General features: G+C 53.2%; 12 protein-coding genes and 1 pseudogene. 4 read left to right on the top strand and 9 right to left on the bottom strand.

Annotated features, from left to right (window positions below; all coding sequences use genetic code 11):
- Window positions 1-524: 524 nt before the first annotated feature.
- From RJT50_RS14795 to RJT50_RS14785, 3 genes are all read right to left on the bottom strand, one after another.
- Complete coding sequence (locus RJT50_RS14795) at window positions 525-1,733, bottom strand: CBS domain-containing protein (RefSeq protein WP_313692328.1); 1,209 nt, start codon at window positions 1,731-1,733, stop codon at window positions 525-527.
- Window positions 1,734-1,870: 137 nt separating this feature from the next.
- Window positions 1,871-2,389: a hypothetical protein gene (locus tag RJT50_RS14790; protein ID WP_313692326.1), complete on the bottom strand. Its 519-nt coding sequence runs from the start codon at window positions 2,387-2,389 to the stop codon at window positions 1,871-1,873.
- Window positions 2,390-2,679: 290 nt separating this feature from the next.
- Complete coding sequence (locus RJT50_RS14785; protein ID WP_313692325.1) at window positions 2,680-2,991, bottom strand: hypothetical protein; 312 nt, start codon at window positions 2,989-2,991, stop codon at window positions 2,680-2,682.
- Between the two features lie 56 nt (window positions 2,992-3,047).
- Here RJT50_RS14785 and RJT50_RS14780 point away from each other — a divergent pair, with 56 nt between their 5' ends.
- Window positions 3,048-3,236: a hypothetical protein gene (locus tag RJT50_RS14780; RefSeq protein ID WP_313692323.1), complete on the top strand. Its 189-nt coding sequence runs from the start codon at window positions 3,048-3,050 to the stop codon at window positions 3,234-3,236.
- Between the two features lie 69 nt (window positions 3,237-3,305).
- On the opposite strand, the gene RJT50_RS18765 is transcribed toward RJT50_RS14780, so the two are convergent.
- Window positions 3,306-3,599 (bottom strand): toxin-antitoxin system TumE family protein, encoded by a 294-nt coding sequence (locus RJT50_RS18765; protein ID WP_484494641.1) that lies wholly within the window; start codon window positions 3,597-3,599, stop codon window positions 3,306-3,308.
- On the opposite strand from RJT50_RS18765, the gene RJT50_RS14775 reads away from it, so the two are divergent.
- Window positions 3,492-3,758, top strand: coding sequence for a hypothetical protein (locus RJT50_RS14775; RefSeq protein ID WP_313692322.1), 267 nt, complete (start codon window positions 3,492-3,494; stop codon window positions 3,756-3,758). The genes RJT50_RS18765 and RJT50_RS14775 overlap by 108 nt on opposite strands.
- Before the next feature lie 14 nt (window positions 3,759-3,772).
- Here RJT50_RS14775 and RJT50_RS14770 read toward each other — a convergent pair whose 3' ends face one another.
- The 3 genes from RJT50_RS14770 to RJT50_RS14760 all read right to left on the bottom strand — a co-directional run bounded on the left by RJT50_RS14770 (window position 3,773) and on the right by RJT50_RS14760 (window position 5,197).
- Window positions 3,773-4,396 (bottom strand): DUF7342 family protein, encoded by a 624-nt coding sequence (locus RJT50_RS14770; protein ID WP_313692321.1) that lies wholly within the window; start codon window positions 4,394-4,396, stop codon window positions 3,773-3,775.
- 118 nt (window positions 4,397-4,514) lie between these two features.
- Window positions 4,515-4,904: a hypothetical protein gene (locus tag RJT50_RS14765; RefSeq protein ID WP_313692319.1), complete on the bottom strand. Its 390-nt coding sequence runs from the start codon at window positions 4,902-4,904 to the stop codon at window positions 4,515-4,517.
- Between the two features lie 38 nt (window positions 4,905-4,942).
- A complete protein-coding gene (locus tag RJT50_RS14760) occupies window positions 4,943-5,197 on the bottom strand; it encodes a hypothetical protein (RefSeq protein ID WP_313692317.1) in 255 nt (84 codons plus the stop codon).
- Between the two features lie 1,368 nt (window positions 5,198-6,565).
- Here RJT50_RS14760 and RJT50_RS14755 point away from each other — a divergent pair.
- The gene (locus RJT50_RS14755; RefSeq protein ID WP_313692316.1) at window positions 6,566-7,747 is read left to right on the top strand and encodes an O-antigen ligase family protein; all 1,182 of its coding nucleotides are present in this window, start codon (window positions 6,566-6,568) and stop codon (window positions 7,745-7,747) included.
- Window positions 7,748-7,890: 143 nt separating this feature from the next.
- On the opposite strand, the pseudogene RJT50_RS14750 reads toward RJT50_RS14755, so the two are convergent.
- Window positions 7,891-8,702 (bottom strand): annotated as a pseudogene (locus RJT50_RS14750) (IS5 family transposase); the annotation flags it as partial.
- 167 nt (window positions 8,703-8,869) lie between these two features.
- Window positions 8,870-10,372 carry an ArnT family glycosyltransferase gene (locus tag RJT50_RS14745; RefSeq protein ID WP_313692314.1) on the bottom strand — a complete coding sequence of 501 codons (1,503 nt, stop codon included), beginning with the start codon at window positions 10,370-10,372 and terminating at the stop codon, window positions 8,870-8,872.
- 727 nt (window positions 10,373-11,099) lie between these two features.
- Here RJT50_RS14745 and RJT50_RS14740 point away from each other — a divergent pair.
- A complete protein-coding gene (locus RJT50_RS14740; RefSeq protein ID WP_313692313.1) occupies window positions 11,100-12,596 on the top strand; it encodes a flippase in 1,497 nt (498 codons plus the stop codon).
- The last annotated feature ends 67 nt before the right edge of the window (window positions 12,597-12,663 follow it).

Here is a 12,663-nt window from a genome sequence, read left to right as displayed (position 1 = left end):
CACCGGCCCCGGTCATCGGCATGGACGGATCGCGCTCACTCACCGCACCGATCCCCCGCCGTAATTCGACTGCGCTTGCGTGATCGGCCTGCGAGGCGGTCCCGGCTATCGCGACGTCCTCCCCGACGAGGGCGGACGACGTCGTTGTGCGACGAGTTCGGTCGTGTGCTGGAGCGCGAACGAGAAACACGTCGTCCTACCATCACACCGTGGGCAGGTATGCACGACGGGGAGGGCGTCCTCATCGCGCTTTTCATTCACTACTCCGAGCGGGCGAGGGCGACGTTCCCACATGCCGGACAACGTTTTGGATGATCTAACGGTACGTTTGCATGACGTCGATGAACGACTGCGCCCCATGACGGTGCGGCCCCATTGGTCGGCCGTCCGGGAAGCGCACGCATCAGCGTGGTCCACCCGCTCGTTCTTCCTCAGTACAGACCACAAGATTCGGACTCGCGTTGACAGGGATCGAGTGTGCTAGCCAGCAACGGGTGCTCATCCGATCGGAGACCTCGATCCGATCACCCGCCAAGCCACCAGCCATAGAGCGGTGCCTGCTCGTCAGTGTCCGAACGCTTCTTCGACTGGCCGTAGGTCTTCCCCTTGAGGAGCTGGCGTTCGACTGCGTTTGCGGCAAGTCGAAGGGCGTGAGAGGCGCCGTATCCCTCTCCATCTGCCGTGAAGTAGCCACGGTCGGTGACCAGTCGAATTCGTGCGAGCACCAGCGGCACACCCCGGCGTTGTTCTTTGTGCTCCTGCAGTTCGATGCTGGCCTTGATCACGCTCATCTCCCCGTACTTCGAGGTCATGCGCTCGATCAGTGCGGAGACGTCGTCGTAGTCCATCCCGTCCAGTACGTCGAGTCCGAACACCTGCACGGCGTTCTGGTCATCGCGTTCCCAGGTGAGCGCCTCGATGACGTCCGTTTTCGTGATGATACCGGTCGGCTCGGAGGTGTCGTCGGTCGTGACAACGAGCGAGGAAATCTCTCGCTCGAACATCGTCTCGACGACCTCGTCGAGCGGTGCGCTCCGCTCGACCGTGATGACTACGTCGGACATCAGGTTCCGCACTGGCAGGTCGAGCATTCGGTCGGTATCGCCCTCGCGCGCGCCGAATCCACCACGAGTCTGCCCGCCACCGCCGCGGCCACCGAAGCCGCTCGACGAACCGCCCTGGCTCTTACTGCTGGCCCGCGTCGTGAACTCGATGACGTCGTACAGGCTCACCATTCCCGCGAGGTCATCCCCGTCGACGACCGGAAGATGAGCGATCCCGGCTTCTCGAAGCAGATTGAGTGCTTTCCCGACCGTGGTATCGGGCGTCGCACTGATCAACTCCGTCGTATAGGCATCCTCGACGGTCACTGCGTCGAGAAACGGACGCACTGCTTCGAGGACCGCATCACCAGTCACCACGCCGACAACACGGTCATCGTCGAGTACGGGGAGCGTTTTGGCGTCGCTGCCGATCATGAGTCGCGCGACCTCGCGGACGTCCTCGGTGCGATCGACAGTCGGGACGTGCTGTACCCGTGAGTCCACCTTTGCAGATGGCTGGGTGGACGAGGACGCCAGCTGTCGGCGGCTAACGACGCCGCGATACTGGTCGCCGTCAGTTACGATGATCGCATCGAGTTCCTGATTGTCAAACGCCCCGGCAACCTTCGAGAGCGGTGTGCCGATGTCGAACTCCGTAAAATGTGAGGAGAGGATCTGAGAGATATCCATGTGTTACTCTCTACAGGGAGGGGCGCTGGACGGTTATGCTTGTTCCACCCCTGATCTCCCGACGATTTCGACGGAGCCGGTTCGAGAGAGTAGTGAAGACCTCGCTGAGAGAGCCACCGGCGAGATCGCCCGTACAGTCACTCACCGACACGATCACGACGACCGTGACGCTGAGTCCCCCAGAGGGCGATTCCGCGACCGGGGCCTCCGTCGAGCCCGACCGCGGCGAGGACGGCGCCGAGTGCCACCAGGACGAGCGTGAACTGGAAGCCGGCGAGGACGAGCGTCCGGATGCCGGCCGTCTCTCGCATCGTCAGGAACCCGCGGATGGAGAGCCGATCGAGCGGGGAGGACTGGGCGACTGCATCCCGTCCTTCGGGGGGAACCGGCCAATCCGATTCCGGGTACTCGACGTAGTACAGGGTGACCGAGTCGGGGTACGCTTCGGTCGCCACGACGTCGATCTCTTGGAGTTCGTCGAGCCGATTCCGCACCGTCGCGTCGCTCACGTCCGGACGTACCCGGGACTGGAGCTGCCGGATGGAGAAGAACGGGCGCTTCGATTCCAGCATCGTCTCGACCACGTGCTGCTGTGTCAGCGAGTTGTTGAGGTTGCGATCGATTCGCTCGTCGATCCAGTCCGGGAGGGCGGCCACGGTGGATCGGGCAAGGGCGAGGGGATGGTTAAGTCGTCGGATTGATTTCGCGGCCTCGAACCGACAGGATTGATGTCCGACCGGGTGCCGGGCGTGGTTTCCCGCGTCGTTCCCCGGGTTCAGTCGTACCTGGGCACGCTCGGAACAGGCGGGCTCCGAACAAGCACTGTGTCCGTCAGGGCGCTCGTGCTCCGTTGGATACCTGGTAGTCCGGTCCTCTCGGTGACCCACACGGTGGGCAGGTGTGCGTATACACGATTCTCGACTGGATCGCGAGAACATCCTCCGTATTAGTGGAGGGAAGTCGTCTCAGATCCGGAACGGCCATTTCTCACGACGATGACCCCCGCGGCGGCTACCACCAACCCACAGACCACGAAACCCACTACGAGAAGCGTATTGAGGGTCCCTGAGAGAGCACCGAATCCGTCGCCTGCCATCAGGTGTCCCCGTCCAGTCAGGGTGAGTCCCAGCGGGACACCACCGATCAGGATCATCGTCACCCCGAGAAGAACGTCCCCGATTCGCCTCTGATTCACAAGGGATGTGACAAGCCGCTTTTGCTTGGCTCTTTCCCTGTAGACCGTCACCGTGGAATCCACGGTGGCTCGTGTCGGTCCGTTCGGGGATAACGGACTACGTTCGACGAGGGAGATCGATGAGTAACTTCGACGACGTCGGCGAGTTCGTGAGCGAGAATACGGAACTGCTCGGTCACGTCCTCGCCTGCGGAAACGACGAAGCCCGAGCGTCCGTGCTAGCTCTGGTCGCCAATTTCGGGGAGTCTGATCTAGTTGACGAGATGCAGGATGAACTGGAGGAAATACGCTCCGGGATGGAGTCATAAACCACCACTCAGACTCACTGATCCTTACGATCGGACGAGAACGGACGGAACGTGTTTCTACTAGTTGTACTATAGATTACCTGTGGCCGAATTCAGCGCAGTCGTCCGTCCAGTATCGTAGGCACGGCGCCACAACTTGTGGACCGCACGGGCAACGACGGGTGGCTCTTCTGCGCTAAGACATGACGGTTCTGGGTTGTCAGATGGAGCATCTGGTGGCGGGTGGAAGTGTTTGTCCGGGGCACCCATTTTTGGATGGTAATCCCAGCGGAAGTTCCGACTGATCGAATCGGTGTGGTGAACGCTGTAGTATCCGTTTCGATACCATCGGATATCGAATCGACAATCAGTGGCTTCGCCGATGCCATCGGAAACATACACCTGTATGATCTCCGGGTCGGCAGGGTTCTGGAACCCGGCCGCGTCAATGAGACCATCAAGGCCCGTAAACGCGGCTCGGATCTCGTCCATGGAGACGACGTCGAGTGTACCCAGTTCTCCGTCGAGATCATCAGTTGGTAACATCGAGACGGCTCTCAGGCAGCACTTTGACTACCGAATCCAGCGAGGGATCCCACAACAGATTGGGAAGTTGACTCGTCTGCCTCCTCGACGGCTCTTATCGCGGCCTGTCCGCCTCCATCAGGGTCAAAGTCGTAGAGGTTCAGCGCCGCCTTTGCGATGTCAAGATTCTCCTCGAGGTCTCGCCACCGGGAGACGTCGGTCCAACTATCGTCACCGAGTTCCAGTTCCGTTGCGAGATCGTCCGCATCACTAACGCCGTGTTTGTCACGGAGGGCTGCTAACTTCTCGCGGAGGTCTGCAATTGCATCCTGAAGTTCCTCTTTCGAGTAGTGGGCGTGGAGTCCTGCAATCCGTCGCATCGCGAGCGTGCTCGGGGACCGTTTATATTTGGTCCCGCCGTCCGCCGAGACGGCCGTTACTCGGCCCACCTCGGCCAGTGACTTCAGGTGGCGTCGGGCTGTCGGTTCGGCGACGACGGCACGTTCGGCGATCTCTCTCGCAAACGCTGGCTTCGACGTCGCGTCGATGACGGTCGTGATGCGATCGAACGCGGTGGTCTCTTCTTTCCACTCCCTGATGACCGCCTCGTTTACGTTACCTTTCCACGGCTCCGTCAAATCTGAACTGTCTGACATGGACTCACCTTTCGTTCACTGGTGTATTCGACCTTGGGAACCATATAGTTTCTCCAAGAATATAATTGTGGTTGTCGGCACTGTGTCCGTCAGCTACTCACGCTCAGTTAGTCACCTGCTATGCACCGGCCGGCACAGTCGCATCACTCCCCAGAGTTCGGCGCGAAGAACTCTTGGGCTTCCCCGAACAGTTCCGGGTCTTCCCCCACGCGTTCTGAGAGGTCGGGGGTTTGCTAAACGTCGTAGAGCAGTTCCGGTTGATCCACCGAACAACGTCCTCGGCAGCGTCGCGTTCCTCGAATGCCCCGGCCAGCCCACCGACCTCCTCGGCTATGATCGTGCAGTGGCGAAGGAGCTTGTCGTGGCGGTAGTCAGTGTACTCGGATTTGAGGAGAGCCATCCGGTCGCTGAAGTCGATCAGAAGCCCCTGATCGGCGGCCGAAATTTTTTTTTGAGTTTCGCATGTGTTCTTGCAAATTTCTAACTGTTTTTCGGGACAGCCGTCCATGTTTCATGTACGATGTACGTGAGCTAATAAAACGTCATTCATCTCCTTGCTCGGGGTGTCGACTGGCTCGAACGTGACTTCCCCGTATACAGGCGATACTGCTCGAGCGTCGCCTCGGTCAGCTTCTCGAACTTCCGTTCGATGACGTCCCGTCGGTCCTGTTCGTCCGGATCGGTGTACGCATCCCGAGAGACGTGCTGGAATCCACGACGGCTCGTGACGTTGCGTTCGACGTCCTCCACGGCGTCCGCGATCCGGTTCGCCCGGTCAGGTGGGAGGTCCTCGGCACCCATCGGTCACGACTCTACCCCGGTAGCACTGGTCACGAGGGTCCACTCGTGAATCTCAACCGCAACCCACCCGGACTCCTCCCATTTCGAGATCGCTGGGGAGAGCGGATCTCCACCGTTAAATCGCCGGCAGCGTCGATTTCACGATCGGGGCTGGACATTTTCGGCCGATTCTGGCCCGATTCGATCCAAAATCACCGAAGTCGTTTCGGCCGATCTCACGGGCCAGAATGGCTCTCTCGTCGAAATTCGACCCAGTACCGACCCTGGTTGAGATGTCCAACCCCTCTCAGAGACCGAGGGATAGGCCAGATTTGGGGTCTGACCGATTTCGGGGCATCGGCGATTCCGGCGGAGTTGAAGCGGTCGTCGCCGGTGAAATTTCGGAGATTTCGTTCGAGATGAAGGGGTGGTGGAACTCGGCCGCGATAGTGATCAGGTCTGAACCGCTGGGTGCGGGGACCACTCGTCACTAAATTTGCTGCTGACGCCAGCTAAGGGGCCTCTCCCTTCACATTCGAAACCGGGACGATTCGATAAAACGGGCGGTCATACACGACGAATCCCACCGCTTCACATGGAACTCGAGCAGCCGTCACGCCCGATCGGCTCGGGACACGCCCCCGATTTCATATCGACACTCCGGGAGGATGAAACAGCATGACTGAACGGATTCTGACCGTTTTCCGGACGGATAGAGTGATACGTTAACGGCGACACGCCTACAGCGTCGGGCACCCGATATGGCGGCTGTATCGGACGAATTCTGCAGATTCGGGGTCCCTGGATGGAGTTACCGACGACTGATTCAGGGGCCCGTTTCGACTGCACGAACACCGCTCGATGAGGCGTGAGCGCGGGGTGAGATGTCCAGCCCCGATTTCTGCCCGTTCTCTCGGTCTCTGAGTGGGGTTGGACCTTTTTCGAGCTGAAACGGCCGAAATCGGGTGGCTCAGCGGTTTCCCCCGTTTGAGATGTCCAACCCCGGTTTTGGAGGGGGTCACTGAGACGCGGATTTCGGCGATAGAGACGAACTGACCTTTGAATTTACGGAAGAACGTGGTTCTCACGATCGACAGGGTCGCGCCGATTGATCCCAACGTCTTACGACGGGGATGTAAGAGTCGTCACGACGTCGATTCCTTGGCGCTCGTCGGTTGATTCTTCGTTTAGTCGTCTGCATGGTCGTCAGTATGGGTCGACCAGTAATCACCGTCTGGGCTTCGGTAAGTGTCCCTGCCAATTCCAAGCGCCGATAGAATCAAAATGTCCATCTCCTTCTGTTTTTGAACATTCCGATCCATTGGCTGAATGGCAAACTAAGGATGGTAAAACGAGGTATTTATTACCTGGCCCCAACACATTTGGCCCGTGAAATATGGAGCGACTGTGGCGTTCGTCCTTCTCCTCTTTGGAAGTTTGTTCTCACTAACTACGCTATTCCCCGTATTTTATTCATACATAATCGCCTTGGTGACATTCGGAATAGCGTCACTTTATTTCCTCAAAAAAAGTCGCACATTTCAGGCCGAAAAATATTCTATCCTTTCTATGGTTGGGATCTTCCTTATATTTGGGTGGCATGCTGTAACTAACCCTAGCGGGGCCAATATAGTCACCTCAGCCAGCGTCAGGGTAATTATCTTCGTTCCTGTATTTTTGATCACAGTATTTTGGATTCCGTCAACGCTACCGCATGAACAGTTTGTCTTCGCTGTGACCCGGATTGGGGGCGGTCTATCTATTCTTGGATTACTCGTTAGCTTTGGAGTTGTGCCCCCTTTCCAATCGGAGGAACTGTTCGGTAGACCGATGTTCTTGGCAATATTCGGCCCAGATATACAGGTACTCACTAGTATATTCAACGACTCTAACTTTGCAGGGGAGTTCCTATCTGTTGCCGCCATTCTGGGCCTAATTGAAGGGAGATCATATGACAATCACGCCGGATACGTGTTCGCAGGATTGAATCTTGTTGCCCTGAATTTTACATACTCCAGAGCGGGTTATATTGCGGCATTGGGTGGTATCGCTGTCTTCTGGTTACTCAATCGCCAATACATTATTACAGCAGCTATTTCGACATTTTCGGGTATATTTGGTCTTGCAGTGTTCCAAGCCAGTGTCGTAAGTAATCGAAACATCCCTATTGATGTAACCGGTAGAGAATATCTTTGGCCAGCCACTATTAACGCTACACTACAAAGGCCTCTTGTCGGATGGGGGCCAGGAGACCGAGCTGAACTCATTCGTCCATATTTACCGTCCGGTGCTACGCCGAATACTCCACACAACTCTTTCCTCCGGTTTTTCCTCACGTCTGGTATTGTGGGAGGGGTACTCTACATCATATTCACTTTAATGACGATTATCTTCCCCTTAGTCTACCACCAAAGTAGCCAAGAGCGTTTGTTGCCACCAGTCGTTGCAGTCGTCATTCTACAATCGTTTGGAGGATTCAGCATTCTTGGCTTGGGTGCAATTTCAGTCCTATCAGCAGCTATCAGTGGGTATGCACTGCTCGGGGTTAACAATCGGACAATTGCCAGATGAGTTTCAGAACGAAATAGAGTCGCTGACATCTGATAAGATCGATGGAGGAAGAATATCACCAACGCTGTTCTAAAAAACAATCCGGAATACAACTTTATTTGCTCTGGTGAATCACTATACAGGGGTTGATTCCACCGTATCGCGGCACGCTTGATGTTGTGAACGACACACTTCAAAACTAGTTCGCGAAGTTCTCGGTACCAGGTTCGCGCATGCACGGCGTCGCCGTGCGCGCGCTTAATCGACGAGAAGACGGTCTCGCACATCGATCGTTGGCGATATCGAAGCTCACCGACCCGCGCGTAATGCGCGTGGTTGATGGGTCAGAAGAGACGATGTTTAAATAGCGGTCTCACGCAGTCTTCCCGGAGTTTCTCGCGTAAGTCCATCCAGTCGTAGCCCTTGTCGGCGGCGAGGCTGGTCAGATTGCCTGCATTGCGGAGGCGACCTGCAAGCGGAGCTGTGTGTCTTGCGTTTTCTCGGTCGTACTGTGTACGTCGAGGATGGCTTGCTTTCTATGTCAACTAGATCTGTCGCTTTGAGCGTTTGAACGCGACAATTCGTCCTGCGACAGTAGTGCTTGCTGTCGTTTTCGCGGTCGAAGAACGTCGCGTTGATGGCGGCGTGACCCGAGGAGTCGTGCAGTTCCGACGAGAGTCGGAGCAGCACTTGCCAGACCTTCATCTCGAACCTATCAAACACCTTCACTAGCGTGGAGTGATTCAGGGAGATCGCCCTCTTCAAGGCCGATTTCACCGAGAATATGCGGCATTTCGCTCGCAGATCGAGTGTGTTGCGGTACGATTCATCGAGGTAAACCCACAGACAGAGCAGCGACATGAGGGCGTGTCATCGAAGTCGCCACTCCTTCGGGGGCGGCGACTTCGTCTCGCCCCCCAACAGCATTTTTAGCTAACGTGACCGCTTCCTTCGTGAAGCAGGAGATCTTCGACATAGAGCATCGGTGATTTCTCATTTCATCTCCCAAATTCTAACGGTGTAACTCGGCGCAGTCTAGGATTCACCAGAGCCATTTTATTCTAGGAATTCCTCCCATATTGAACAGAATTCTGTCGCCTTTGACCACTGTATCTTGATGGGTGTTATTTTTCAGAACGCTATTCACACATTCCCCAGACATCTCTTAACAAGTAGTTTTTGATCAACCTTTTTAATAACTACATCACAATTAAGTACATCATCTTGATCAGTAACGTACCGAGGTACTGTATTCGAGCTGGGAGTAAATGAGGGATTCCATGTATCCCGAAGTAAGACATCCCCATGCACGAGGACGCGGAATATCGTTTGACGATGAAGCTCATTGGCCTCCTCTGTAAGGAACACGATCCTATTCGGATCAGAAACGTCCATTTTTGCTAATTGCTCGCCTGTCGAGACTGCTTCTGATGGCATTATTTCAGGATTCTCATGGCGGTCACCTACTGCTGGTGGAGATCCTGCGTCTCCGATAAACAGCCCTGCTTCGAATACCAGACCGTTTACTGAAACTAATATGATAAGTATGACGGTTGCTGCTTGTTTAATTCGACTCTCTTGATGACTAGTTATCCCAACTCCGAGCGAATTTACTATCTTAGGAATGACGGCAGCAACTGTAAGCGTGACTGGAGCAACAAGTGCCCATAAATAGTAGTGATGGTTCAATCCCCCTGGAAGTATAAACGGGATAGACAGCCCACTAGACAACCATGCAGCCATTATGAGGGATGTGTCTTTTCGGACTCCGAGGTAGGCATTCCGAAGCCAATAGAGAACTGCTACTAATCCCGGGTAAAAGTGGAGACTGTGACCAAGGTAAAACGGTGAGTAAGGGCGCGTGACGACCCCCATCCAAAAGTCGGATGTAAAATAAAATGATAGTCCAACATCAGTAATTAGGTAACCAGATCCCGTCGTTGGCAGTGGTTGAAGTCCAACGAGGTATTTGACCGTACCGACTGAGGCCACTGTAAGAATTGCATAGATAATAGCACCTCGACGCTTTTGATATACCCAGAGTAGAGTTGCCACAGGAAGAAGAATCGTTGCCTCCCATCCGTGATTTGCGATGGCGAGTACAATCGCTGCGACTGAGACAAGATACCATTTAATGGCGTCAGTTTCAGTGTACCGAACCATCGTCCCTACAGCACTTACGGTCAAGAATATTGAAAGGGAATCGGGCATATAGGCCCATGCAAACCGATAGAAAAACGGATTTACCCAGAGAATGATCGGGGCTAGAAATGCAACGTTTGAATCAAACCAAATGCGTGCAAGATACGCGATAAGGATTGTAGTCCCGAGAGCAGCCACAGCACTCACGAATCGCCCTGAGGTAACGAATCCAAGTTTGATGAAAGGAGCAAGAATAAGCGAGTAGAGATGTAGTGCGGCACCACTTTCCCGGACAGTGAGATATCCATAGGAATTGAGCCCGTCTCGGGCAAAAGCGAGTGCTTGGAAATAATGGGCAATCTCCCTGCTTGGCAGGTATGATGATGGGACACTTGAAGTTAGGAGCGGTAGAAGAGTAAGAACAGGAAAGTATCGAAGTTGTAAGAATGAATTACGGCGAATTCGATGAAACCAAGTAGTAAACTGATACTGTTCATTGCTCATATCAGCCGTCTCTTCGGCGGAGATATTTAAGCTATACGTAGAAGGAAACGATGAGTACTGAACATAGTCAACTCCCCATAGTTTTCGTTCGTGATAGTAGTATCCACTTTCTCACTATCATGCTCTGGATCGCCCTAGGAATGATGGTTTGCTTGGGAGTATTAGCTCACGAGAGAAATGTAAGTACAGACGACCAGCAGCAGTCATCAAGTCGACGAAGCATGCTTCACTGTCATTTTCTGCTGGAGGTCTCCATTACGGCCGTCCAGGAAGATCTAGGATGTAGAACAGGATAGCCATTACATCTCTGTAAGGCCAATGCATACTTGATGGATCCGTTGTTGTTCTGACGATTGTGTTCAGTCTCAATAATCTAGCAACTCTCATACATTGGATCCTATATCCACTCGGTGTGCACAGAATGTCGTTCTGAGTGGGGAGTTCGCCGGCGCTATACGCTGCGGCCTGGCGGGTGAAACTTACTCTGACGGCGTGGGCTAGAACGAACAATTGTCAATGAAGCCAATCCACTCCACAATCTCCAGATTTAATATGCTTGCCAGAATCGTATTAACGTCCCACATAGTTAGCAACAATTGGAGTTTGCAGTTTGATGGCCTCTCCGATGCACGGAGGTTATCCTGTTTTCATGGATTATAATGCTCAACGGATACTAATTATATAGTTCTATGAGACGAACTAAAAATGATTAGGATCACTGGTCAAAATGAGAACGGAGAAGTTTTCCCATCTCCTGTTGACTTACTTTCGTCTAATGCGAAAGTCGTTTCTCCAGGTTGCATCGATTGCTTTTATAGGTGGATTGGTAGGTCGAGGGTTACGCTATTTCCTCAATGTTATAATTGCTCGTAGTCTTGGGCCTGAGGCACTAGGAGTATTTGCCTTCGGTATAGTTGTGATGAAAGCTAGTGCGGTAGCTGCCCGCGTTGGATTAAATAACGCGGCCCAAAAATTTATACCGATTTACCTAATGGAAGATGACGATTCAAAGCTCCTTGGAACAGTTATCCTTTGTCTCATCATCCCACTCATACTTGGGGTTATTCTCGCGATTATTATTTATGTAGCAGAGGGTTATGTGAATCGAATCACGGGGGAATCCTTCACTTCGGTTACACAGGTGTTTCTTCTGGGGATCCCAATGTTTGCAGTGATGACCGTGGGAATGTCCGCAACAAAAGGATTCCAAGAGACGAAATACGCCGTTCTCATCCGCGACCTCGGACAATCTGGCTTAGCCGTCCTTATGGCCGTTATCGGTGGTTATGTTTTTGCAGACATTCGGGTCATAGTATTGGGATACTTGGGCTCACTATTATTTGGTATTCTGTTAGTTGTACTTTCATTGTGGCGCCAAGGGGGGATTCAGTGGATTCGCCCCGAGTTTGAGGGGCGGCGATTAATTATGTATGCAACACCGCTTACGATCGTCGCAATCACACAGTATTTTATCTCATGGACGGACATCCTGATGCTTGGATTTCTGGTTCCGGCCTCCGAGCTTGGATGGTACCAAGCAGCTTTTCAAACCTCAGTAATGCTTACTATTGTTCTAAACGCGGCAAATTCGATTTTCCCAGCGCTCACATCAGACTTACATTCTAGAGGCCAGCACGAACGTCTGCGACGGATCCATGATGTTGTAACGAAGTGGGTAACATACCTCACGGTACTAGGGGCTGTATTCATTCTTTTCTATGCGGGGGATATTCTCACACTCTTCGGAGCATCAACTCCTGAAGCACGAATTTCGCTACGAATACTCGCTATTGGGCAGGCTATTGTTGCAGTTACTGGACCAGTTGGGTTTCTGTTGCTAATGACGGGATACGAACGATTAGACGCAGCAAACACTGTTATTGTTGCGTTTACAAACGTTATATTAAATTACTTCTTAATCCGACAATTTGGTGTCGTCGGAGCCGCACTTGCAACAAGTAGTGCCCTTGCTTTGCTTAATTTACTACGATTGGGAGAAGTCTGGTGGTCACTGAATCAGAATCCTTTTGGTAGAAATTACTGGAAAGGACTTCTAGCTATTCTATTCGCCTCTACTGTGATGTGGTTTGGCCAGTTACTCCCGGTATTCCCGATCTTGCGTGTTCTATTGATTGGTACAATTTCCTTTTTCGTATTTTGTATAACTATGTCCATCTTACAACTGGATGAGAATGATACACTTCTCATAAATTCACTACAATAATTTTAGACAATCCATAGTGTCTCTTATATTCGCTTGAAAATATTCGTATTCTATAGTCTCGTACTGT

The sequence above is a fragment of the Halobaculum sp. XH14 genome, from assembly GCF_032116555.1.
Lineage (GTDB): Archaea > Halobacteriota > Halobacteria > Halobacteriales > Haloferacaceae > Halorarum > Halorarum halobium.
The sequence above is the reverse complement of the archived record's forward strand: the minus strand, read 5'-3'. Positions and strand labels throughout refer to the sequence as shown.